Below are 20,238 nucleotides of genomic sequence, written 5' to 3'. Positions count from 1 at the left end.
CTACCATGAGCCCGGAGGTCAACGCCCGACAGCGCGTCTGCGCCCTCGGGCGCGAAACCGTTTGGCGGTCATGTTGGTTCTTGCGGCCGACGCCGGCAAACAAGGATAGGGCAATCGCCGCATGTTCGGCACGCTGAGCGACAGACTTTCCGGCATCCTCTCGGGCCTGACCCGCAGGGGCGCGCTGACCGAGGACGATGTCAACGCCGCGCTGCGCGAGGTTCGCCGGGCGCTGCTCGAGGCCGACGTCGCGCTCGAGGTCGTGCGCAGCTTCACCGACAAGGTCCGTGAGCGCGCCGTCGGCGCCGAGGTGCTGAAGTCGGTCACGCCCGGCCAGCAGGTCATCAAGATCGTCAACGACGTCCTGATCGACACGCTCGGTGGCGAAGGCGAGGGCATCACCTTCGACGCCGTGCCGCCGGTGCCGATCCTGATGGTGGGTCTGCAGGGCTCGGGTAAAACCACCTCCACGGCCAAGATCGCCAGGCGCCTGACCGACCGGGACAAGAAGAAGGTCCTGATGGCGTCGCTCGATACGCGCCGTCCGGCCGCGATGGAGCAGCTCGCCATCCTCGGCAAGCAGGTCGGCGTCGAGACGCTGCCGATCGTCGCCGGCCAGAGCGCCGTGCAGATCGCGCGGCGCGCCGTCGAGGCGGGCAAGCTCGGCGGCTACGACGTCGTCATGCTCGACACCGCCGGCCGCGTCACGCTCGACGAGGCGCTGATGGCCGAGGTCGCCGAAGTCAAGGCGGCGACGAACCCCCATGAGGTCCTGCTCGTCGCCGACGCGCTGACCGGCCAGGACGCGGTCAACACCGCCCGCGCCTTCGACGGCCGCGTCGGGCTCACCGGCATCGTGCTGACCCGTATGGACGGCGATGGCCGCGGCGGCGCCGCGCTCTCGATGCGCGCCGTTACCGGCAAGCCGATCAAGCTCGTCGGCACCGGCGAGAAGACCGACGCGCTCGAGGATTTCCATCCCTCGCGCGTCGCCAACCGCATCCTCGGCATGGGCGACATCGTCGGCCTGGTCGAGAAGGCGGCGGCCACGGTCGATGCCGACAAGGCACAGGAACTGGCCCAGCGTCTGGCCAAGGGCAATTTCGACCTCGGCGACCTGCGCACCCAGCTCCAGCAGATGGAGAAGATGGGCGGGCTCGGCGGGTTGATGGGCATGCTGCCCGGCATGGCGCAGATGAAGAACCAGATCGCCAACGCCAAGATGGACGACAAGGTCATCGCCCGGCAGATCGCGATCATCAATTCGATGACGGCGGCCGAGCGCCGCAATCCCGACCTGCTCAAGAACAGCCGCAAGAAGCGCATCGCCGCCGGCTCCGGCACCTCGCCGGAAGCGATCAACAAGCTGCTCAAGATGCACCGCCAGATGGCGGACATGATGAAGCAGATGTCCCGCCAGAAGGGCGGCATGCTCGGCAAGCTCGGCAGCATGTTCGGGCTCGGCGGCGGCGGCATGCCGGCCGGTATGCCCGACCCCTCGAAGATGGATCCGGCCCAGCTCGCCGAACTGCAGAAGCAGCTCGGCGCCGGTGGTGGCCTGCCTTCGCTGCCTCCAGGCGGCTTCCCAGGTCTGCCCAAGGGCGTCACCCCGCCCGCCGGCATGATGCCGAAATTGCCCGGCCTCGGCGGTCTGCCCGGCCTCGGCAACAACCCGTTCAAGAAGAAGTAATTCTACCGCTCGAACCAAAGGAAGAAGAGCAATGTCCCTGAAGATCCGCCTGACCCGTGGTGGCGCGAAGAAGCGCCCGTACTACCGCATCGTCGTCGCCGACGCCCGCTCGCCGCGCGATGGCCGCTTCATCGAGAAGATCGGCGCCTATGACCCGATGAAGGCCAAGGACTCGCCGGAGCGCGTCATCCTGGATCTCGAGAAGGCCAAGGCCTGGCTCGCCAAGGGCGCCCAGCCGACCGACCGCGTCCTGCGCTTCCTCGACGCTGCCGGCGTGTCCAAGCGCCCGGCCCGCAACAACCCGAAAAAGGCCGTTCCCGGCGAGAAGGCCAAGGAGCGCGCCGAGAAGAAGGCCGAGAAGAGCGCTGCCCCGGCCGAAGCCGCGGCTGAGTGACATGAAGTACGCGGGGAACCCTTCTCCCGTGTGGGAGAAGGGCAGGGATGAGGGCCTGCTCTATCCGATTGAGGTCGCAGCGGCGCCGCTTCGCCCTAACAATCAGCGGCGGTCCCTCACCCCTGCCCCTCTCCCATCCGGGAGAGGGGTTCCCCGCGCTTTTCCTATTCGCCGTTGCACCCTGACATGAGCGACGACCTCGTCCTGCTCGGCATCGTCGGCGCGCCGCATGGCGTGCGCGGCGAGGTCCGGATCAAGACCTTCACCGCCGATCCGCTGGCGCTGGCCGAATACGGCCCGCTCGTCGACGAGAAGGGCCGGCGCTTCGAGATCGCCGATATCAGGCCCGCCAAGGAAGTGGTCGTCGCCCGGCTCAAGGGCGTGACCAGCCGCGAGGGCGCCGAGCTCCTGAACGGCGTGAAGCTCCATATCGAGCGCTCGCGCCTGCCGGCACCCGAGGACGAGGACGAGTTCCTCCAGGCCGACCTCGTCGGTTGTACGGTCATTGGCCCTGATGGAGCCATCCTCGGCACTGTCACCGCCGTTGCCAATTACGGCGCCGGCGACCTCATCGACATCGAGACGCAAGATGGCCGCTCGGTGCTGATGCCTTTCACCAAGGCCTATGCGCCGCGCATCGACATCGCCGCCAAGCGCATCGAGGCCCTGCCTCCCGCCGGCCTGTTCGAGGATGACGATGCTGCCTGAGACACCGGCCAAGGGCCTGATCTTCGACATGGATGGCACCATCGTCGACAATATGCGCTACCATGACGACGCCTGGGAGGTCTGGTACCGCAAGCACGGCCTGCCCTTCGAGCGTGCGACCTTCTCTGCCCGCACCGCCGGCATGGCGATCTCCGACATCATCGGCCCGCATTTCCCCGGCGTCGACGCGGCCGAGCTCGACCGGCTCGCCGAGGAGAAGGAAGAGCTTTATCGCGAGACCTACGGCCCGCTGGTCAAGCCGCTCGCGGGACTGATCGACCTGCTCGACCGGGCGCGCGAGTATGCAGTCCCGATGGCGGTCGGCACTGCCGCTGCCCCGCCGAATATCGCGCTGATCCTCGACACGCTGTCGCTGCGCCAGCGCTTCGCCACCATCGTCTCGCCGAGCCAGGGCTTCCCCGGCAAGCCGCATCCCGACATGTTCCTGGCGGCGGCCGAGCGCATGGCCGTCAAGCCGGCCGACTGCATCGTCTTCGAGGATGCGCCGAACGGCGTCGAGGCGGCCCGCCGCGCAGGCATGCGCGCTGTCGCGGTGTTGACCATGCTGCCGGCCGAGGCCTTCGCCGCCTTCGACAACGTGATCGCCAGCGTTGATGACTACGCGGCGCTGGACGGCAATCCGGCGCTGCGCTTTGCTTGAACGATGGCATTTCGCGCCTCGGTCCTGACCCTCTATCCCGAGATGTTCCCCGGCCCGCTCGGCGCCTCGCTGGCCGGCGAGGGCCTGCGTACCGGCCTCTGGTCGCTGGAGACGCATCAGATCCGCGAGCACGGCATCGGCCGGCATCGCAATGTCGATGACACGCCGGCTGGCGGCGGCGCCGGCATGGTGCTGCGCTGCGACGTGCTGGCGGCGGCGATCGATGCGGCGGTTCCAGAAAACGATACTCGGCCGCGCCTCCTGATGTCGCCGCGCGGCCGGCCGCTCAGCCAGCGCATGGTGCGGGACTATGTTGCCGGCGAGGGCGTCGTCATCGTCTGCGGCCGCTTCGAGGGCGTCGATGAGCGCGTGATCGAGGGGCGGGGGCTGACCGAGGTCTCGGTCGGCGATTACATCCTGTCAGGCGGCGAGATGGCCGCCATGGTGTTGCTCGACGCCTGCGTGCGGCTGATCCCCGGCGTGATGGGCAAGGAGGCCTCCGGCACCGAAGAGAGCTTCGAGAACGGCCTGCTCGAGTACCCCCACTACACCCGCCCGCGCGAATGGGAAGGCAGGGGCCTGCCCGAGGCGCTACTCTCCGGCGACCATGCCCGCATCGCGAGGTGGCGGCGGGAGCGGGCGGAGCAGATTACAAGGGAGCGGCGGCCGGATCTCTTGAATCCTTCTCCCCTCGGGGGAGAAGGTGGCAGCGCGAAGCGCTGACGGATGAGGGAAGGAAGGCTCGATCTATCCTTCTCTCACCCCGTCGTACCGCCCTCATCCCCGCCGGACCTTCTCCCCCGAGGGGAGAAGGAAGCGCGTCACGGATAGCTCGTCACCGGCAGGCCTTCCGCCAGCCAGCCCTTGTCCTTGGGATTGCCGAGCAGCCCGCCGCGAACATCGACCAGCTCCTTCCAGCCGCGCGCCGCGAGCGTCTTCTGCAGGGTCGAGGTCCGGTTGCCGGTCCGGCAGATCAGCGCGATCGGCTTGCCGGGATGGTCGAGCTTCAGTGCCGCCAGCCTGACCTCGAAACCGCTGCCGGTCATGTCCAGCTTGATCGCACCCTCCGGCACGCCGGTGTCGGTCCATTCCTCGGGCGTGCGGATGTCGACGAGGACGAGCTTGCCGGCCTTGGCTGCCTCATGCGCCTCGCGGACGGAGAGCGAGGGCAGGGGTGTCTGCGCCTCGGCAAGAGCCGGCAGCGAGCAGAGAGCGGCGAGCAGCAGGAATGCGCGACGATTCATGTCGGAGCGTTACCGAAAGGTGCGGGCCGCCGCAATTCACGAAGCCCGGATGGGACCGAGCCCACTCAAGGGCGCGTCGAGCGAAACCCCGTCCTGTCCGCCGCCGTGATCGCGCGCAGCACCTTGCAGGGCACGCCTGCAGCGATCACGCCGGCAGGGATATCGCGCGTCACGACGCTGCCGGCGCCGATGATGCTGTCGTCGCCGATCGTGACGCCTTGCGTGATCTGGACGCCGCCGCCGACCCAGACCCGGTTGCCGATCTTGACCGGCCTGGCATAGCATCCGCCGGCGACACGCTCGGCCGGGTCGATGGCGTGATTGGAGGTGTAGATGCCAACGCGCGGGCCGAGCAGGACATGGTCGCCGATGGTGATCTCGCCGCCATCGAGCATGACGCAGTCGAAATTGGCGTAGAAGCTGTGGCCGATCGAGATGTTGAAGCCGAACTCGCAGCGGACATTCGGTTCGAAATGGGCGCTGGGGCCGACATCGCGCAGGAAAGCGCGCAACAGCGCCTCGCGCTCGGCCTGCGGCTTTCCAAAGCTGCGGTTGTAGGCGTCGGTCAGACCGACCGCCCGCGCCCGGGCTGCGATCAGCTCGGGCGTCAGGTCGTCATACATGCGCCCCGACAGCATCAGGGCGCGCTGCTCTTCAAGTGTCATCGCGGATGAGGACGAGGCCGGCAGCCGAGCCGCCGGCCTTGCGATGTCTCAGCGCAGCTCGGCGCAGAAGCGCTGGATGCGGCGGCAGGCCTCTTCCAGCTTCTCGTCCGAGGTGGCGTAGGAGATGCGGAAGTTCGGGCCGAGGCCGAAGGAGGAGCCGTGCACGGCCGCGACCGCCTCGTTCTCCAGGAGGCCCATGACCAGGTCCTCGTCGGTCTCGATCTTTTTGCCGTTCGGCAGCGTCTTGCCGATCAGCTCCGAGCAGTCCGGGTAGACGTAGAAGGCGCCTTCCGGCGTCGGGCACTTCAGGCCGCGGGTCTGGTTCAACATGGAGACGACGAGGTCGCGCCGACGCTCGAACGCCTTCTTGAACACCGGGATGTGTTCCTGCGTGCCGTCGAGCGCCTCGACCGCGGCCCATTGCGAGATCGCCGACGTGCCCGAGGTCTGCTGGCCCTGGACCAGGTCCATGGCGTTGATCAGGTGCTGCGGACCGGCGGCGTAGCCGATGCGCCAGCCGGTCATGGCATAGGACTTCGAGACGCCGTTCATGGTCAGCGTGCGCTCGTACAGGCCGGGCTCGACCTGCGCCGGGGTGACGAATTTGAAGTCGCCATAGACGAGGTGCTCGTACATGTCGTCGGTGAGGATCCAGACATGCGGATGGCGCATCAGCACGTCGGTCAGCGCCTTCATCTCGTCATGGGTGTAGGCGGCGCCCGACGGGTTCGACGGCGAGTTCAGGATCAGCCACTTGGTCTTCGGCGTGATCGCAGCCTCGAGATCGGCCGGCTGGAGCTTGAAGTTGTTTTCGAGGCGTGCCTCGCAGAAGGTCGGGGTGCCGCCGCAGAGCGCGACCATCTCGGGATAGCTGACCCAGTAGGGCGCGACGCAGATCACCTCGTCGCCCGGGTTCAGCGTGGCGAGCAGGGCATTGTAGATGACGTGCTTGCCGCCGGTGCCGACGATGGTCTGCGAGGCCTTGTAGTCAAGGCCGTTCTCGCGCTTCAGCTTGCGCGTGATCGCCTCGCGCAGCTGCGGAATGCCGGCGACCGGCGTGTACTTGGTCTCGCCGCGGCGGATCGCGGCGATCGCCGCTTCCTTGATATTGTCCGGCGTGTCGAAATCGGGCTCGCCGACGGAGAGGGAGATCACGTCCTTGCCCTGCGCTTTCAGGTCGCGCGCCTTCTGCGTGATGGTGATGGTCGCAGACGGCTTCACGCGCTTCAGGGCGTCGGCAAGGAAAGCCATGATCCAGATCTCCGGGAGAACGATGGCGCCCGTCGCGGGCGCGGGGCGTGGTTTAGGCCCCCGGAGCGGGCACTGCAAGCAAGACTGCTTGATAGCGGCCAGAAACGACAGGAATGGCAGCGCGGCGTGCCGTCGACCCGGGGGCGAAAACGGCCTGTCCGCGGCAGACGCCCGCAACCGTATCGCCCTGGCCCGAAACGTGCTTGGTAGAGCAAGCTGGGGAGCCAGAAGACGACAGCGCGCCGACGCGCAGAAGGCCCATGCATGAAACTCCGGATCGGCTACGAACTCGACTACGTTTTTCCACAGCCGACCCCGATGATCTTGATGCTGCACGTGCATTTCAGCCGGGTCTCCGATCTCTCGGCGCCGGATCACATGCGCATCCAGCCTCCGACGCCGGTCACTGCCTATCGCGACGGCTTCGGCAACTGGTGCAGCCGCCTGGTGGCGCCGCAGGGCACGATGCGCATTTCCGCCGATGCGGTGATCAGCGATAGCGGCCTGCCGGAGGCGTTCGACCGCAAGGCCGGGCAGGTACCGGTGGAGCGCTTGCCGGAAGAGTGCCTGGTCTTCCTGCTCGCCAGCCGGTTTTGCGACAGCGATCGCTTGCTCGATCTCGCCTGGGAGCTTTTCGGTCATACCCCGCCGGGCGCGGCGCGGGTGCAGGCGATCTGCGACTTCGTCAACCAGCGCATCGCCTTCGACTATATGGACGCGAGCGTCACCCGCAGCGCCTCCGAGGCCTATCGCGAAGGGCGCGGCGTCTGCCGCGACTATGCTCACCTCGCCATCGCCTTCTGCCGGGCGATGAACATCCCGGCGCGCTACTGCACCTGCTATCTCGGCGATGTCGGCACGCCGCCACCCTGGCCGCCGGGCGATTTCGCTGCCTCCTTCGAGGCTTTTCTCGATGGCGGCTGGCAGATGTTCGATCCGCGCAATAATGTCCCCCGCATCGGCCGGGTGCTGATCGCACGCGGACGCGATGCTGCCGATGTCGCGATCGCCACCACCTTCGGACCGAACACGCTGACCGGTTTCAAAGTCTGGACGGACGAGGTCGCCGAGGCGGCCTGAGGCCGATTCGCCAGGACCTATCGGTCGAGCAGTGGGGCAGTCTTGGCCTTCTTCGCCCGCAGCGGCGTCTTGCGGACCAGCCCCTTGCGGGCGGCCGGAGGGGTGTCCTCCGGCGCTGGCTCTACCGGTGCGGCTGCGACAGCGTGCACGGGAGCCGGTTGCGGTGCCGGCTTCTCGGGCTGGGTGGGGTCGATCGTGCGGAAGCGGATCATTTCTTCTTCGGACCCGCCGCTGCCTTGGCGACGGCCGAGGCGAAGCCCACCGGAGGGGTCGCGCTCGCCTTCGGCTTGTCCTTCTTGGGCTTCTTGGCCTCGCGATTGCTGCGCTGCTCACCTTTTGCCATGTCTCGTCTCCTTCGGTCGGAATGGCAGGCATCGCCGCTTCGAATCGAAGGGGCTTGAACCTGCGCTGAGCGGGTCGGGACGGCTGCGAGCTCAGGTCATGGCGGCCGGCTTCCGACTGCCACGGCCGGCCCGTGGACATCGGGCCGTGAAGTCGAAGCAGAAGGGGAGCCTAGGGCAGAGTCGCAGCGAGAGCACGCGCTTTCTTGGCGCAGCAGCGCCCCATCCCCAGCGTGCCGGAGCGCCCAGCGGCGCTGCACCATGGCGACAGTGCCAGCGCCCCAGCGTGGCCGGCCGAAACAGGGAAAGCCGCGGCGGTTGAGCCGCCGGGCGATGTCGGCAGGATCGCCGATGCCGGCGCCGGCGAGTTGGTCGATCAGTGCGCCAGCGGCTTCCAGGAAGATGCCGAGCAGCGCCCTGTCGAGGTCGCGGCTCGCCTTGTCGGCGCCGGGCATGCCCTCAATGGACGCCCAGACCATAGCTGGGCTCGACTCCGTTCGGGGAGATCAGCACGGCATTGGGATGGCCGCCCTCGGAAAGGGCGAAGCGAACCGCCTCCTTCTGGTTGCGGAAGATGCCTTCGCTGCGGCCTTCGAGGTCGCGCGCGACCCAGAAGCCGTGGCTCGACCGGCCGACCAGGAAGAGATGGCTCTCGCCATTGAGCGGCTGCAGCGGCTTGAATTGTCCCATGGCGGCGTCCTCAGTTCGGCAAGGCGAACCAGGCGCGCAGGCCGAGGACGGCGGCGGCGGCCAGTGCGAACACGGCGAGCGCGACCATCTCGGCACAGAGGATCCCGACGACCGGGCGGCGGCTGGCGACACTGTCATAGACGGCGCGGGCACGGCGCCGCTGGCTGGTGCGGAACAAGGCGTTGTTCATCGACATATCGACCTCCATCGATGCCGATGATGTAGGTCCGCCCCCGATAAGGCCGCCATGCGGAAGGTGCTTGCACGCATAAGGCCGGCATAAGGGCTTGCGTGGGGGCCGCTCGGCTGCGATGCCGGCGCCATGGATGCGCCCCCCAACACCATCGTGATCTATATCGACGCCGACGCCTGTCCGGTGAAGCCGGAGGTCTATCGCGTCGCCGAGCGGCACCGGCTCAAGGTCTTCGTCGTCGCCAACAGCTTCATGCAGGTGCCGCGCGAGACCTGGATCGAGCGCGTCGTCGTGCCTGGCAACTTCGATGCCGCCGACGACTGGATTGCCGAGCGTGCCGCCCGCGGCGCGATCGTCATCACCGCCGACATCCCGCTCGCCGACCGCTGCATCAAGGCCGGCGCCGACGTGATAGGCCCGACCGGCAAGCCCTTCACCGAGGCCTCGATCGGCATGGCGCTGGCGACGCGCGACATGATGGAAGACTTGCGCGCCATGGGCAGCGTCGGCGGCGGCCCGAAGCCGTTCTCGCAGAAGGATCGCTCGGCTTTCCTGCAGGCGCTCGACGTCGCGGTGCAGCGATTGAGGCGGGCGGGCCTTTCCGCCTAGATCTCGCTGAAATCGCCGCCGCGGCCCTTGCCGGCGGCGAAGCGGCCGGCGCCGGCCGCCCCTTCGGTCGCGATGGTATGGACGCCGCCTTCCCATTCGCGCGCCAGCGCCTCGCGGACGGGCAGGCCATGCCCGGCGATGACGCTGCGGCGGTCGGCCAGCATGGCGCCGCTCGGGAAGCGCGCGATCTCCTGCGCCATTGCCTCGGCCGCGGCGCGCGCCTCGCCTCGGGCAACGACCTTCTCGCACAGCCCGATGCGCAGAGCCTCCTCGGCCTCGACCTTGCGGCCGGTCATGACGATCTCGAGCGCGCGGCCCTGACCGACGAGGCGCGGCAGACGGACCGTGCCGCCGTCGATCAGCGGAATGCCCCAGCGCCGGCAGTAGACGCCGAAATAGGCGTCCTGCGCCATCACCCTGACGTCGCACCAGAGCGCGAGCTCCATGCCGCCGGCGACAGCCGGGCCTTCCACGGCCGCGATCACCGGCTTGCTCATCTCCAGGCGCGAGGGCCCCATCGGCCCGCGCGGCGGCGGCGCATCGCCCGGCGGGAAGGCGAGGCCTTCGACGATCTCGCTCCGGAAGCGCTCGGCCTGCGTGAAGGCCTGAGCGTATTTCAGGTCCCATCCAGCGCAGAAGGCGCCGCCTTCGCCCCAGAACACGATCACGGCGGTTTCCGGATCGGCGTCGAGCGCGACAAAGGCATCGGTCAGGGCGATGGCGCTGTCCGGATCCATGGCGTTGCGAGCCTCGGGACGCGCATGGATCACGGTCGCGACCTTGCCGCTGCGTTCGATCCGGATCGTCATGGCATCTCGTCTCCCTCAAAGCCTCATTGCCAAAAAGGCTAAGACAGGACGCCACTTACGCGCCAGTCGCTGGACGCAAACCCGCTTTGCCCGTAATCCTCCCGCGAAAGCCCGTCTCCCAATCGGGCTCCCGGGAGGAAGTTCATGTCGCTGACCCGCCGTTCCACGCTTGGCCTCGTTGCCGGCGCCGTCTTCGCTCCGGCCATCGTCCGGGCGCAGAGCTATCCGTCGAAGCCGATCACCCTGGTCGTGCCCTATCCGGCCGGCGGGCCGACCGACGCGATCGCGCGCTTCGTCGCCCAGGATCTCTCGACCTCGATCGGCCAGAACGTCCTCGTCGATAACCGCGCCGGCGCTTCGGGCGCGGTCGGCACCCGCGCCGTCGCGCATGGCGCCGCCGACGGCCACACCTTCATCTTCGGCAACAACCAGACGCATGGGAACAACATGTTCCTGCTGAAGGACCCGGGCTACGACGCGGTCAAGGATTTCGCACCGGTCGCCGGCGTCGGCGCCTTCGAGCACGCTTTCGTGGTGCGCAACGACCTGCCGGCGAAGACCATCAAGGAGCTGATCGCGCTCGCCAAGGCCGATCCCGGTAAGCTCAATTACGGCTCGACCGGCGTCGGCTCCGGCTCGCATCTCGCCATGGAGCTGTTCATGCAGCGCACCGGCATCAAGATGACGCATGTGCCGTTCCGCGGCGCGGCGCCGCTGGTGCAGGAGATCATCGGCGGGCGCATCGACATCGCCAATTCGACGCTGCCGTCCGTGCTGGAGCAGATCAACGCCGGCACGCTTCGGGCGATCGCGCTGGCGAGCCCGGAGCGCAATCCGCGCGCCAAGGACATCCCGACCCTGCGCGAGCAGGGCGTGAGCGATGCCGACGCCGACAGCTGGGCCGCCTTCTTCGCGCCCGCCGCGACGCCGGCGCCGGTCCTCGATACCCTGTCGAAGGCCGTGCTGGCCTCGCTCGCCAAGCCGGCGATCGCCGAGCAGATCCTCAAGCTCGGCTTCACCCTCAAAATCCGCGACCCCGCCGCCTTCCGGCCCTACCATCAGCAGGAAATCGCAACCTGGGAGAAGATCATCAGGGAAGCCGGCGTGAAGCCGGAGTGAGCGTTCCGATGGGCGTGCCCGCGTCGCTGCCGCGCCGGCTCGTGCTGGTCGCGCTCGCCGGGCTGCCGTTTGCGGCGACTGCGGCGGCGCGTGAGAGTGCAGACGCCCTGTGGGATGCGCTTGCCACGCCTGGGCACATCGCGCTGCTGCGTCATGCCGACGCTCCCGGGGTCGGCGATCCGGCCGGCTTCCGGATCGGCGACTGCGCGACGCAGCGCAATCTTGGCGAGCAAGGCCGCGCACAGGCCCGCCGGATCGGGGATGAGTTTCGCCGGCGCGGCGTGCGCGTCGGCCTCGTGCTCACGAGCCAGTGGTGCCGGGCGCGCGACACCGCGCAACTCATGAGCCTGGGAACCGTCGAGGACGCACCCGAGGCGCTGAACTCCTTCTTCGGCCGCTCCGGCGAGCGCGAGTCCGCAACGAATGCGCTCCGACGGCGGCTGTCCGGCCTGCCGCGCGATGCGGGAACGGTCGTGATGGTGACCCATCAGGTCAACATCACCGCGCTGACCGGAGTGTTTCCCAGGTCGGGCGATATCGTGGTGCTGCGTCGCGAGCCTGACGGCGGCATCAGCGTACGCGGCACGATCCCTGCGCCGTGACGGCCAGCGAGAAAAGGGCGATGCGATGAACCTGATGCCAAAGCTCGCCGCCCGCGCCGAGGCCGGCCGTCCCGTTCGCTGCGCCCTGATCGGCGCCGGCAAGTTCGGCTCCATGTTCCTGGCCCAGGCGCCGCATATCGAGGGACTGGAAGTTGCGGCGATCGCCGATCTCGATCCCGAGCGGGCGCGTCAGGCCTGCCGCACGGTCGGCTGGGACGAGGCCCGCATCGCCGCCACGCGCTTCGTCGACAGCGGCGTCGCCGCCGCGGAAATGGACGGCGTCGAGGTGGTGATCGAGGCGACCGGGCATCCGGCCGCCGGCGCCCGCCATGCGCTCGCCGCGATCGCGGCCGGGCGCCATGTCGTGATGGTCAATGTCGAGGCCGATGTGCTGGTCGGCCCTGTCCTGGCAGCCAAAGCGAAGGCAGCCGGCGTGGTCTATTCCATGGCCTATGGCGACCAGCCCGCCCTTGTCGCCGAGATGGTAGACTGGGCCAGAGCCTCCGGCTTCACCGTCGCGGCCGCCGGCAAGGGCACGAAGTATCTGCCGGCCTATCACCGCGTCACGCCGGACGAGGTCTGGGGCCATTATGGGCTGACGCCGGAAGCGGCGAAGGCTGCTGGCATGAACCCGCAAATGTTCAACTCCTTCCTCGACGGCACCAAATCGGCGATCGAGATGGCGGCGATCGCCAATGCCAGCGGGCTCGACGTGCCGGAAGGCGGTCTCGCTTTCCCGCCCTGCGGCGTCGACGATCTCGCCCATGTCCTGCGGCCGAAGGCGGTCGGCGGCCGGCTCGACCATGACGGCATGGTCGAGGTCGTGTCCTCGCTGGAGCGGGATGGGCGGCCGGTCTTCCGCGACCTGCGCTGGGGCGTCTATGTCGTGCTGAAGGCGCCGAACCCTTACGCCGCCGCCTGCTTCAAGCAATACGGTCTGCCAACCGATTCCACCGGCCTCTATGCGGCGATGTACAAGCCCTTCCACCTGATCGGGCTCGAACTCTCGATCTCGGTGCTGAACGCGGTGCTGCGCGGCGAGCCGACCGGCACGACCCGGAGCTGGCGCGGCGACGCGGTCGCGACCGCCAAGCGCGATCTCAAGGCCGGCGAGATGCTGGACGGGGAGGGCGGCTACACCGTTTATGGCAGACTGATGCCAGCCGCCGCCAGCCGCGCGGCGAAGGCGCTGCCGATCGGACTGGCGCATGGCGTGACATTGAAGCGCGACGTTGCGGCAGGGGCCGTGGTCACCAGTGACGATGTTATGCTCGACGAAAGAGCGGAGATCGTGCGGCTCCGACGTGAACTCGAGGCGGCTGACCGGTAAACGCCCTTGCGACGAACGCACGACCCGGTCCGTTTCGAGGATAGTGTTGACCCGGCTTTAAGGGCCCGAGGGCATGATGGCGGCAAAGCCGCTGGAGCGTGCGATGTCGGGACATGGGGTGATCGCGGATCGGGCCAACCGTCTGGCCTGGATCCTGACTGGGAGCTTGCTCTTGGTCGATCTCGCCTGGCTGGCGTTCTCGCAAATCTCGGTCGTGCCGCTCTCGCTTGCCGGACCCGTCGCGGTGGGAGCGGGCCTGGCGTTCGCCGCTCGCTACTACCGATACCGTCGCGGCGAAGCACGCCTCGCCGATGCGCTGGACCTCTGTGGCCAGATGACGGCCTTTATGACGGTCGGGGCGCTGTTTTCCTATCTCGTCGCGACCTTGGGTATGCCGATGCAGGATGCGGCTCTGTACGCGATCGACCAGGGCCTCGGGCTCGATTGGCTGGCCTATCTCAAGGTCGTCGACCAGCGCCCATTGCTGGGTGTCCTGTTTCGCGTGGCCTATCAGAGCTTTATCCCGCAAGTGCTGGTTCTGATGCTCGTGCTGTCGTTCTCGGGCCTGGGACACGCGGCGCGCGTCATGACCCTGGCCATGATGCTGTCCGGCATCGTGACGATAGCGATCTCAGGCTTGCTGCCGGCGATGGCGATGTTCGTCCATCTCAACCTGAGCCCCGCCGATTATCCCAATCTGTCGCCCTCGGCTGCCTTCGTGCACGTCAAGGACATGCATGCCCTGCGGGCTGGGCTGCCGCTCGAGCTCGACCTGTCGAAGGCCGAAGGCATTATCACCTTTCCGTCCTATCATGCTGCGCTCGGCCTCCTGATGTTGCTGGCCGGGTTGTCCCATTCCGTGCTGCGCTGGTCTTTCGGCGCGCTCAATCTGGCCATGATCGCGGCCACGCCGATCGATGGCGGGCACTATTTCGTCGATGTCGCCGCCGGACTGGTCATTGCCGTTTTGTGCTATCTGCTCGCACGGCGCCTGCTGCGTGTGAAGAGCGGTGTCGCACGGCAGAATTCGCTTGCTGCGCCCGTTGCTATCGCGAAATCATGAAGAGCAATCCAGGCCGCTAAGCGCAAAACAGCTGGCGAGGCGCTGTCCGGGACCTTATCTCGTTTCCAGGCGAAACGGAGGAGAGGTGCGGATGATGCGGGTTTTTCGAGCGCTCGTTCTTGCTGCAACGCTTCTTCCGGGCTGGGCTTTCGCCCAGCAACGGCACCCATCGAGCGCCGGAGAGCTCGTGGTTGAAACCGTCGCGAGCGGGCTGGAGAACCCCTGGGGCCTCGCCTTCCTGCCGGACGGGCGCATGCTGGTGACCGAGCGCCCCGGCCGCCTGCGCCTCGTCGGCAGCGACGGCAAGCTCTCGGCGCCGATCTCCGGCGCGCCCAATGTCGTGGCGCGCGGGCAGGGCGGCCTGCTGGATGTCGTGCTCGATCCGAATTTCGCCCAGAACCGCTACCTCTATCTCTCCTTCGCCGAGCCGCGCGCCAACGGCAACGGCACCAGCGTCGCTCGCGCCAGGTTGAGCGCCAACGGCACTGCGCTTGAGGGCCTCAGCGTGATCTTCCGGCAGATGCCGACGATCGCGAGCAACATGCATTTCGGCTCACGGCTGGTCTTCGACCGGACCGGCGCGCTCTTCGTCACCGTCGGCGACCGCTACAGCCAGCGCGACCAGGCGCAGAACCCGGAGAACCATATCGGCAAGGTCCTGCGCATCAAGCCGGAGGGCGGCGCGGCTGAGGGCAATCCGAAGACGCCGGGCTGGCAGCCGGAGATCTGGTCGATCGGCCACCGGAATGTCCAGGGTGCCGCCCTTCACCCGCAGACCGGCCAGCTCTGGACGGCCGAGCACGGCGCGCGCGGCGGCGACGAGATCAACACACCCAAGGCCGGCCTGAACTATGGCTGGCCGGTCATCACCTATGGCATCGACTATTCCGGCGTGAAGATCGGCGACGGCACGTCCAAGCCCGGGATGGAACAGCCGCTGTTCTACTGGGACCCGTCGATCGCGCCTTCCGGCGCCGCCTTCTACACCGGCGATCGCTGGCCGGCCTGGAAGAACTCGCTCTTCGTCGGCGCGCTCGCTGGCCAATTGCTGTCGCGGCTCTCGACCGATGGCGAGAAGGTCACCGGCGAGGAGCGCCTGCTGAGCAATCTCGGCGAGCGCATCCGCGACGTCCGGCAGGGGCCGGACGGCTTCCTCTATCTCCTCAGCGACGATTCGAACGGCAAGGTGCTGCGGGTCAGGCCGGCGCGCTGAGGCGCTCCGTCATTCCGGGCGCCGCAAAGCAGCGAGCCCGGGGAAGCAAAGAACACGACGCTATTCCAGCCCGTCATGCTCGCCCTTGTGGCGAGCATCCACGTCTTGAACACCGCCTTGCCCGAAGGAAGACGTGGATGGTCGGGACAAGCCCGACCATGACGGGAGTTATGGCGATGCTCGGTGAGTGTCGGGCGTCACGGCCCGCAATCCCATTCGCGCTCGACGACGAAGACCCTGCGGGTCGCAAGATGCCCGTTGGTGTCGTAGAGATCGCCGACATAGTACTCGGTCCCGGCGGCGTCGCGCACGCTGCGGTCGACCTGCAGCGACCAGCCATAGCCAACCCGGTTTCCGCCCTTCCAGTCGCGATGGAGATTGCCGGTCGAGGCCGAGGCGAGGATGCGGGCGCGCTCGTCGCTCGGCGAGCAGGTCGGTCCGGCAAGGGCGGCGCCGGACAGAGCGGCTAGGCAGAGGGAGAGCGTGATCGGCTTGAGCAAGGCAGGCATCCTTCGGAGGAATTCGAGCAGAATCAGGTGATCTCGGCGAGCCGCGTATCGAGCGACAGAACGAGGCACCAATGTGGCTCGAAGTCGGCTCCCAGCGGCCAGACCTGCTCTTTGAAGATCGTCAGCATGGCCGCCTGGTAGCGCTCGAACCAGTCGCGCTGGCAAAGCACGAACTTGGTCGCGCCGACAATGGTCTCACGGTCGATGATGCACAGCGGAACGATGTCGGGATTGGCCGCAAGATAGTCCTGCACCGCGACCATCAGCGTCGGGTAGCCGGGGTGCAGCATGTCGTCGAGCACGATGAGCCCGCCTTCGGCGAGGCAGGCGGTGGCGAGCGCCAGATCCTTGCTCAGCGCCGCGCGCGAATGCTCGCCGTCGATATGGATGAAGCGCAGCTTCTCGCCGCGGGCATGGCCTATCAGTTCTGCCGGCGACATCGTGCCGGCATCGGCCTTGATGGTAACACGGCGCTCGGGCGCGATGCCGTGCTTCAGGCAGTTCGCCTCGAAGCGATCCTTCACCTGAGGATTTGGCCATTCGAAGATGTCGATGCCGACGGCAAGCTCGCCAGGCTCCAGCGCATGCGCCAGCGCGATGAAGAAGCGACCTTCGAAAGCGCCGATTTCGGCGATCGGCCCGCCGACCCCCTCTTCCGTCTGCAAACGCAGCAGCCGCGCGCAGATTGCCGCCGCAAAGCGCGAGGACATGCCGACGACGCTGTCATAGCCCTCGGCGAGATAGGCTTCGACGGCAGGGTGGCCGGAGTGCGGGATCGGCGCCATCGCTCAGGCCTTGGCGTGGAAGATGAAGAAGGCGCCGGCCGCGATCAGCGCAAAGCCGATCGCATGGTTCCAGGTCAGCTGCTCCTTGAGCCAGAACACGGAGAAGCCGGCGAAGACGCAGAGCGTGATCACCTCCTGCATCGTCTTCAGCTCGGCGGCCGAATAGACGGCGGAGCCGATGCGGTTGGCCGGCACCGCGAGCATGTATTCCGGCAGAGCGATCATCCAGCTCGCCAGGATCGCCAGCCAGATCGCCGTGCTCTTGTAGGAGAGATGGCCGTACCAGGCGAAGGTCATGAAGACGTTCGAGCCGATCAGCATGGCGATCGGCAAGAGATGGGCGGCGCTGAGGGTTGGCATGGCAGGGTCCGGATTTGCGCAGGATCGGCGGGATCAACGGCTCAGCCGTAGCGGAGTTTCATCGTCAGGATGATCAGCACCAGCGCGAGCGTCACCGTATTGGCGCCGATCAGCGGCCATGAGGCGATCAGCACGCCATAGATCAGCCAGAGCACGATGCCCGTGGCAAAAAGCGCCTGCGTCCACAGCGAGATGCCGCTGGTGTCGCGCGTCTTGATCGTCTGCCAGGCCTGCGGCAGCCAGCAGAAAGTGGTGAGCAGGGCGGCGCAGAAGCCGAGCGCTTCGATGGCGGCGGTGGACATGCGGGCCTGCGGCGATTCGCGCGAGAGTCGAGGTCGATCAGACATAGCCGGTTTCGGCGTTCCGCGCGCGGCAGGCCTCGCATGGTTAACCTCCGTTAACCGCAGCGCCCTAGTTTTGCGTCAATCCTGCGATTCGGTGGACTTATGCGCACATTGATCCTGGCCTTGCCTCTCGTCCTCGCCGCCGCGACCGCGGCCCGGGCCGATTTCGACTCCTGCGTCGCCGGCCTGCGTTCGGCCGCCGCGGCCAAGGGCGTCTCCGGCGCCACCTTCGATCGCGCCATGGCGGGCGTCACGCCCGACATGAAAGTGATCGAGGCGATGAACAACCAGCCGGAGTTCAAGACTCCGATCTGGGACTATCTCGGCACGCTGGTCGATGACGAGAAGGTCGCGGAAGGGCGCTCGATGATGCGCCAGCACGCGTCGACGCTTGCCGCCGCCGAACAGCGCTTCGGCGTCGACCGCCACACCATCGCGGCGGTCTGGGGCGTCGAGAGCGATTTCGGCAAGGCGCGGGGCAAGATGCCGCTGGTCCAGGCGCTTTCGACCGGTGCCTGCCTGGCGCCGCGGCGCAATGCCTTCTTCAAGGGCGAATTGATCGCTACCCTGCAGATCATCCAGCGCGGCGATGTCCGCCCCGAGCGGCTGTTCGGCTCCTGGGCCGGCGCCTTCGGCCACACCCAGTTCATCCCCTCGACCTATCTGCGGCTCGCGGTCGACGGCGATGGCGACGGCCGGCGCGACCTCGTCGACTCCATTCCCGACGCGCTGCATTCGACCGCGAACTTCATGGACAAGGCCGGCTGGGTCACCGGCGCGACCTGGGGCTACGAGGTCCGCGTGCCTGGTGGCTATTCCGGCCCGACCGGGCGCAACCCGAAGCAGCCGGTCTCGTCCTGGGCGGCGCGAGGCATCGTCAAATTCGACGGCTCGGCGCTGACCGGTTCCGGCAATGCCGGCTTGCTGATGCCGGCCGGCCGTAATGGCCCGGCCTTCCTCGTCTTCAAGAACTATGACGCCGCCTACAGCTATAACGGCGCGGATTCCTATGCCCTTGCGATCTCGCTCCTGTCCGACCGCCTGCGCGGCCGGCCCGGTGTGCAGGGCGAATGGCCGACCGACGATCTGCCGCTCTCGCGCGAGCAGCGCCGCGAATTGCAGCGCCTGCTGATCCAGCGCGGCTACAACGTCGGCGAGCCCGATGGTGCGGTCGGCGCGCTGACGCGGGCGGCGATCAAGGACATCGAGGGCAAGATCGGCATGCCCCAGACCGGCCGCCCCGGCGAGAAGGTCCTGCGCGCGCTGAAGGGCGGGCGCGTCTGAGGCGCAGCCGTCCCGTGCTTGCGCACGAACGCTGCGCCTCGTAAGCAGCCAGCGCATTTCTGTTGCGCGAGGCTCCCATGGCGAACCACAAGCTCCTGCTGCTCCCCGGCGACGGCATCGGCCCCGAGGTAATGGGTCAGGTCGAGAAAATCGTCTCCTGGTTCGAGAAGCAGGGCCTCGGCTCGTTCTCGCTCGAGCGCGGCCTCGTCGGCGGCATCGCCTATGACACCCACAAGCAGGCGATCTCGGAAGGCGACATGAAGCTCGCCCAGGAAGCTGACGCCGTGCTGTTCGGCGCGGTCGGCGGCCCGAAATGGGCCGATGTGCCCTATCAGCATCGTCCCGAGGCCGGCCTGCTGCGCCTGCGCAAGGATCTCGGCCTGTTCGCCAATCTGCGCCCGGCGATCTGCTATCCGGCGCTGGCCTCGGCCTCGTCGCTGAAGCCGGAGGTCGTCGAAGGGCTCGACATCCTGATCGTGCGCGAGCTCACCGGCGGCGTCTATTTCGGCGAGCCGAAGGAGATCGTCACGCTGGAGGACGGCTCCAAGCGCGGCGTCGACACCCAGCTCTATACGACCGGCGAGATCGAGCGGATTTGCGCCGTCGCCTTCGAGCTGGCCCGCACCCGCCGCAACAAGGTCTCTTCGGCCGAGAAGCACAACGTCATGAAGACCGGCGTGCTCTGGAAGCAGACGGTCACTGCCCAGCACGCCCGCGACTACAAGGATGTCGAGCTCGAGCATGTGCTGGCCGACAACTGCGCCATGCAGCTGGTGCGCTGGCCCAAGCAGTACGACGTCATCGTCTGCGACAACCTCTTCGGCGACATCCTCTCCGACGTCGCGGCGATGCTGACCGGCTCGCTCGGCATGCTGCCCTCCGCCTCGCTCGGCGCCGAGGATCCGGCCACCGGCAAGCGCAAGGCGCTCTATGAACCCGTCCACGGCTCGGCGCCCGACATCGCCGGAAAAGGCCTTGCCAACCCGATCGCGATGATCGGCTCCTTCGCCATGGCGCTGCGCTATTCCTTCGGCGCCGGCGAGGCGGCGGACCGGCTCGAAGGCGCGATCGCCGACGTGCTCGGCGCCGGCACCCGCACCAAGGACATCGCCGCGCCCGGCGCCAACGCCGTCTCGACGACCGAGATGGGCGACGCCATCGTCAAGGCGCTCGAAGCGCGGGGGTGAGGTTCGTCATTCCGGGGCGCTGCGGAGCAGCGAGCCCGGAAACCATGAACACCACGCTGCTCCACTACGTCATGCTCGCCCTTGTGGCGAGCATCCACGTCTTGAAC

At 67.6% G+C, this 20,238-nt stretch carries 25 protein-coding genes; 14 read left to right on the top strand and 11 right to left on the bottom strand.

The genetic code is table 11. The features are described 5' to 3' along the window. The first annotated feature begins 121 nt into the window (after positions 1-121). From ffh to trmD, 5 genes are all read left to right on the top strand, one after another. Positions 122-1,690, top strand: a complete 1,569-nt coding sequence (ffh, locus tag BMZ21_RS07640) for a signal recognition particle protein (RefSeq protein ID WP_091831496.1) — start codon at positions 122-124, stop codon at positions 1,688-1,690. Positions 1,691-1,721: 31 nt separating this feature from the next. Then, the gene (rpsP, locus tag BMZ21_RS07635; RefSeq protein WP_091831494.1) at positions 1,722-2,084 is read left to right on the top strand and encodes a 30S ribosomal protein S16; all 363 of its coding nucleotides are present in this window, start codon (positions 1,722-1,724) and stop codon (positions 2,082-2,084) included. Between the two features lie 186 nt (positions 2,085-2,270). Next, positions 2,271-2,792, top strand: coding sequence for a ribosome maturation factor RimM (gene rimM / locus BMZ21_RS07630; RefSeq protein ID WP_091831491.1), 522 nt, complete (start codon positions 2,271-2,273; stop codon positions 2,790-2,792). After that, positions 2,782-3,453: an HAD family hydrolase gene (locus tag BMZ21_RS07625; RefSeq protein ID WP_091831489.1), complete on the top strand. Its 672-nt coding sequence runs from the start codon at positions 2,782-2,784 to the stop codon at positions 3,451-3,453. The genes rimM and BMZ21_RS07625 overlap by 11 nt, the downstream gene beginning before the upstream one ends. Before the next feature lie 3 nt (positions 3,454-3,456). Further along, positions 3,457-4,176 carry a tRNA (guanosine(37)-N1)-methyltransferase TrmD gene (gene trmD / locus BMZ21_RS07620; RefSeq protein ID WP_091831487.1) on the top strand — a complete coding sequence of 240 codons (720 nt, stop codon included), beginning with the start codon at positions 3,457-3,459 and terminating at the stop codon, positions 4,174-4,176. 98 nt (positions 4,177-4,274) lie between these two features. Here the strand turns inward: trmD and BMZ21_RS07615 are convergent, their stop codons facing one another. From BMZ21_RS07615 to BMZ21_RS07605, 3 genes are all read right to left on the bottom strand, one after another. Further along, positions 4,275-4,697 carry a rhodanese-like domain-containing protein gene (locus BMZ21_RS07615; protein ID WP_091831485.1) on the bottom strand — a complete coding sequence of 141 codons (423 nt, stop codon included), beginning with the start codon at positions 4,695-4,697 and terminating at the stop codon, positions 4,275-4,277. Between the two features lie 65 nt (positions 4,698-4,762). Then, complete coding sequence (locus BMZ21_RS07610; protein WP_091831483.1) at positions 4,763-5,362, bottom strand: sugar O-acetyltransferase; 600 nt, start codon at positions 5,360-5,362, stop codon at positions 4,763-4,765. A 48-nt stretch (positions 5,363-5,410) separates the two neighbouring features. After that, complete coding sequence (locus BMZ21_RS07605; protein WP_091831481.1) at positions 5,411-6,613, bottom strand: pyridoxal phosphate-dependent aminotransferase; 1,203 nt, start codon at positions 6,611-6,613, stop codon at positions 5,411-5,413. Between the two features lie 264 nt (positions 6,614-6,877). Between BMZ21_RS07605 and BMZ21_RS07600 the strand changes: the two genes are divergently transcribed. Then, complete coding sequence (locus BMZ21_RS07600; protein WP_091831478.1) at positions 6,878-7,693, top strand: transglutaminase-like domain-containing protein; 816 nt, start codon at positions 6,878-6,880, stop codon at positions 7,691-7,693. Between the two features lie 208 nt (positions 7,694-7,901). Here BMZ21_RS07600 and BMZ21_RS30965 read toward each other — a convergent pair whose 3' ends face one another. The 3 genes from BMZ21_RS30965 to BMZ21_RS07580 form a co-directional block, all read right to left on the bottom strand. Then, positions 7,902-8,036: a hypothetical protein gene (locus tag BMZ21_RS30965; RefSeq protein ID WP_280141469.1), complete on the bottom strand. Its 135-nt coding sequence runs from the start codon at positions 8,034-8,036 to the stop codon at positions 7,902-7,904. A 457-nt stretch (positions 8,037-8,493) separates the two neighbouring features. Then, positions 8,494-8,724, bottom strand: a complete 231-nt coding sequence (locus tag BMZ21_RS07585; protein ID WP_091831472.1) for a hypothetical protein — start codon at positions 8,722-8,724, stop codon at positions 8,494-8,496. Between the two features lie 10 nt (positions 8,725-8,734). Then, on the bottom strand, positions 8,735-8,920 hold the full coding sequence (locus BMZ21_RS07580; RefSeq protein WP_143079666.1) for a hypothetical protein: 186 nt from the start codon (positions 8,918-8,920) through the stop codon (positions 8,735-8,737). 126 nt (positions 8,921-9,046) lie between these two features. On the opposite strand from BMZ21_RS07580, the gene BMZ21_RS07575 reads away from it, so the two are divergent. Beyond that, a complete protein-coding gene (locus BMZ21_RS07575) occupies positions 9,047-9,526 on the top strand; it encodes a YaiI/YqxD family protein (RefSeq protein ID WP_091831468.1) in 480 nt (159 codons plus the stop codon). On the opposite strand, the gene BMZ21_RS07570 is transcribed toward BMZ21_RS07575, so the two are convergent. Then, complete coding sequence (locus tag BMZ21_RS07570; protein WP_091831466.1) at positions 9,523-10,335, bottom strand: crotonase/enoyl-CoA hydratase family protein; 813 nt, start codon at positions 10,333-10,335, stop codon at positions 9,523-9,525. The genes BMZ21_RS07575 and BMZ21_RS07570 overlap by 4 nt on opposite strands. Before the next feature lie 144 nt (positions 10,336-10,479). On the opposite strand from BMZ21_RS07570, the gene BMZ21_RS07565 reads away from it, so the two are divergent. The 5 genes from BMZ21_RS07565 (at position 10,480) to BMZ21_RS07545 (ending at position 15,662) form a co-directional block, all read left to right on the top strand. Then, positions 10,480-11,454, top strand: a complete 975-nt coding sequence (locus BMZ21_RS07565) for a Bug family tripartite tricarboxylate transporter substrate binding protein (protein WP_091831464.1) — start codon at positions 10,480-10,482, stop codon at positions 11,452-11,454. An 8-nt stretch (positions 11,455-11,462) separates the two neighbouring features. Continuing rightward, positions 11,463-12,056 carry a histidine phosphatase family protein gene (locus BMZ21_RS07560; protein ID WP_091831462.1) on the top strand — a complete coding sequence of 198 codons (594 nt, stop codon included), beginning with the start codon at positions 11,463-11,465 and terminating at the stop codon, positions 12,054-12,056. Positions 12,057-12,081: 25 nt separating this feature from the next. Further along, the gene (locus tag BMZ21_RS07555; protein ID WP_091831460.1) at positions 12,082-13,386 is read left to right on the top strand and encodes an NAD(P)H-dependent oxidoreductase; all 1,305 of its coding nucleotides are present in this window, start codon (positions 12,082-12,084) and stop codon (positions 13,384-13,386) included. A 76-nt stretch (positions 13,387-13,462) separates the two neighbouring features. After that, the gene (locus tag BMZ21_RS07550; protein ID WP_143079665.1) at positions 13,463-14,449 is read left to right on the top strand and encodes a phosphatase PAP2 family protein; all 987 of its coding nucleotides are present in this window, start codon (positions 13,463-13,465) and stop codon (positions 14,447-14,449) included. 94 nt (positions 14,450-14,543) lie between these two features. After that, a complete protein-coding gene (locus BMZ21_RS07545) occupies positions 14,544-15,662 on the top strand; it encodes a PQQ-dependent sugar dehydrogenase (protein ID WP_091832381.1) in 1,119 nt (372 codons plus the stop codon). Positions 15,663-15,859: 197 nt separating this feature from the next. Here the strand turns inward: BMZ21_RS07545 and BMZ21_RS07540 are convergent, their stop codons facing one another. The 4 genes from BMZ21_RS07540 to BMZ21_RS07525 are packed head-to-tail and all read right to left on the bottom strand — an operon-like array spanning position 15,860 to position 17,618. Further along, complete coding sequence (locus tag BMZ21_RS07540) at positions 15,860-16,162, bottom strand: hypothetical protein (protein WP_091831455.1); 303 nt, start codon at positions 16,160-16,162, stop codon at positions 15,860-15,862. Positions 16,163-16,194: 32 nt separating this feature from the next. Further along, positions 16,195-16,956 (bottom strand): class I SAM-dependent methyltransferase, encoded by a 762-nt coding sequence (locus BMZ21_RS07535; protein ID WP_091831453.1) that lies wholly within the window; start codon positions 16,954-16,956, stop codon positions 16,195-16,197. Between the two features lie 3 nt (positions 16,957-16,959). Further along, entirely contained in the window at positions 16,960-17,316 is a 357-nt protein-coding gene (locus tag BMZ21_RS07530) for a DMT family protein (protein ID WP_091831451.1), read from the bottom strand. Between the two features lie 41 nt (positions 17,317-17,357). After that, positions 17,358-17,618 (bottom strand): SemiSWEET family sugar transporter, encoded by a 261-nt coding sequence (locus tag BMZ21_RS07525; RefSeq protein ID WP_091831449.1) that lies wholly within the window; start codon positions 17,616-17,618, stop codon positions 17,358-17,360. 144 nt (positions 17,619-17,762) lie between these two features. Between BMZ21_RS07525 and BMZ21_RS07520 the strand changes: the two genes are divergently transcribed. After that, entirely contained in the window at positions 17,763-18,944 is a 1,182-nt protein-coding gene (locus BMZ21_RS07520; protein WP_091831447.1) for a lytic murein transglycosylase, read from the top strand. Between the two features lie 77 nt (positions 18,945-19,021). Next, positions 19,022-20,131: a 3-isopropylmalate dehydrogenase gene (gene leuB / locus BMZ21_RS07515; RefSeq protein WP_091831445.1), complete on the top strand. Its 1,110-nt coding sequence runs from the start codon at positions 19,022-19,024 to the stop codon at positions 20,129-20,131. Positions 20,132-20,238 lie beyond the last annotated feature (107 nt).

This window comes from Allobosea lupini, assembly GCF_900109525.1.
GTDB classification, from domain to species: Bacteria; Pseudomonadota; Alphaproteobacteria; order Rhizobiales; family Beijerinckiaceae; genus Allobosea; species Allobosea lupini.
The sequence above is the reverse complement of the archived record's forward strand: the minus strand, read 5'-3'. Positions and strand labels throughout refer to the sequence as shown.

Coding starts and splice junctions, on each gene's coding strand:
- ffh (WP_091831496.1), top strand. CDS start 122: ATGTTCGGCACGCTGAGCGACAGACTTTCCGGCATCCTCTCGGGCCTG.
- rpsP (WP_091831494.1), top strand. CDS start 1,722: ATGTCCCTGAAGATCCGCCTGACCCGTGGTGGCGCGAAGAAGCGCCCG.
- rimM (WP_091831491.1), top strand. CDS start 2,271: ATGAGCGACGACCTCGTCCTGCTCGGCATCGTCGGCGCGCCGCATGGC.
- BMZ21_RS07625 (WP_091831489.1), top strand. CDS start 2,782: ATGCTGCCTGAGACACCGGCCAAGGGCCTGATCTTCGACATGGATGGC.
- trmD (WP_091831487.1), top strand. CDS start 3,457: ATGGCATTTCGCGCCTCGGTCCTGACCCTCTATCCCGAGATGTTCCCC.
- BMZ21_RS07615 (WP_091831485.1), bottom strand. CDS start 4,697: ATGAATCGTCGCGCATTCCTGCTGCTCGCCGCTCTCTGCTCGCTGCCG.
- BMZ21_RS07610 (WP_091831483.1), bottom strand. CDS start 5,362: ATGACACTTGAAGAGCAGCGCGCCCTGATGCTGTCGGGGCGCATGTAT.
- BMZ21_RS07605 (WP_091831481.1), bottom strand. CDS start 6,613: ATGGCTTTCCTTGCCGACGCCCTGAAGCGCGTGAAGCCGTCTGCGACC.
- BMZ21_RS07600 (WP_091831478.1), top strand. CDS start 6,878: ATGAAACTCCGGATCGGCTACGAACTCGACTACGTTTTTCCACAGCCG.
- BMZ21_RS30965 (WP_280141469.1), bottom strand. CDS start 8,036: ATGGCAAAAGGTGAGCAGCGCAGCAATCGCGAGGCCAAGAAGCCCAAG.
- BMZ21_RS07585 (WP_091831472.1), bottom strand. CDS start 8,724: ATGGGACAATTCAAGCCGCTGCAGCCGCTCAATGGCGAGAGCCATCTC.
- BMZ21_RS07580 (WP_143079666.1), bottom strand. CDS start 8,920: ATGTCGATGAACAACGCCTTGTTCCGCACCAGCCAGCGGCGCCGTGCC.
- BMZ21_RS07575 (WP_091831468.1), top strand. CDS start 9,047: ATGGATGCGCCCCCCAACACCATCGTGATCTATATCGACGCCGACGCC.
- BMZ21_RS07570 (WP_091831466.1), bottom strand. CDS start 10,335: ATGACGATCCGGATCGAACGCAGCGGCAAGGTCGCGACCGTGATCCAT.
- BMZ21_RS07565 (WP_091831464.1), top strand. CDS start 10,480: ATGTCGCTGACCCGCCGTTCCACGCTTGGCCTCGTTGCCGGCGCCGTC.
- BMZ21_RS07560 (WP_091831462.1), top strand. CDS start 11,463: ATGGGCGTGCCCGCGTCGCTGCCGCGCCGGCTCGTGCTGGTCGCGCTC.
- BMZ21_RS07555 (WP_091831460.1), top strand. CDS start 12,082: ATGAACCTGATGCCAAAGCTCGCCGCCCGCGCCGAGGCCGGCCGTCCC.
- BMZ21_RS07550 (WP_143079665.1), top strand. CDS start 13,463: ATGGCGGCAAAGCCGCTGGAGCGTGCGATGTCGGGACATGGGGTGATC.
- BMZ21_RS07545 (WP_091832381.1), top strand. CDS start 14,544: ATGCGGGTTTTTCGAGCGCTCGTTCTTGCTGCAACGCTTCTTCCGGGC.
- BMZ21_RS07535 (WP_091831453.1), bottom strand. CDS start 16,956: ATGGCGCCGATCCCGCACTCCGGCCACCCTGCCGTCGAAGCCTATCTC.
- BMZ21_RS07530 (WP_091831451.1), bottom strand. CDS start 17,316: ATGCCAACCCTCAGCGCCGCCCATCTCTTGCCGATCGCCATGCTGATC.
- BMZ21_RS07525 (WP_091831449.1), bottom strand. CDS start 17,618: ATGTCCACCGCCGCCATCGAAGCGCTCGGCTTCTGCGCCGCCCTGCTC.
- BMZ21_RS07520 (WP_091831447.1), top strand. CDS start 17,763: ATGCGCACATTGATCCTGGCCTTGCCTCTCGTCCTCGCCGCCGCGACC.
- leuB (WP_091831445.1), top strand. CDS start 19,022: ATGGCGAACCACAAGCTCCTGCTGCTCCCCGGCGACGGCATCGGCCCC.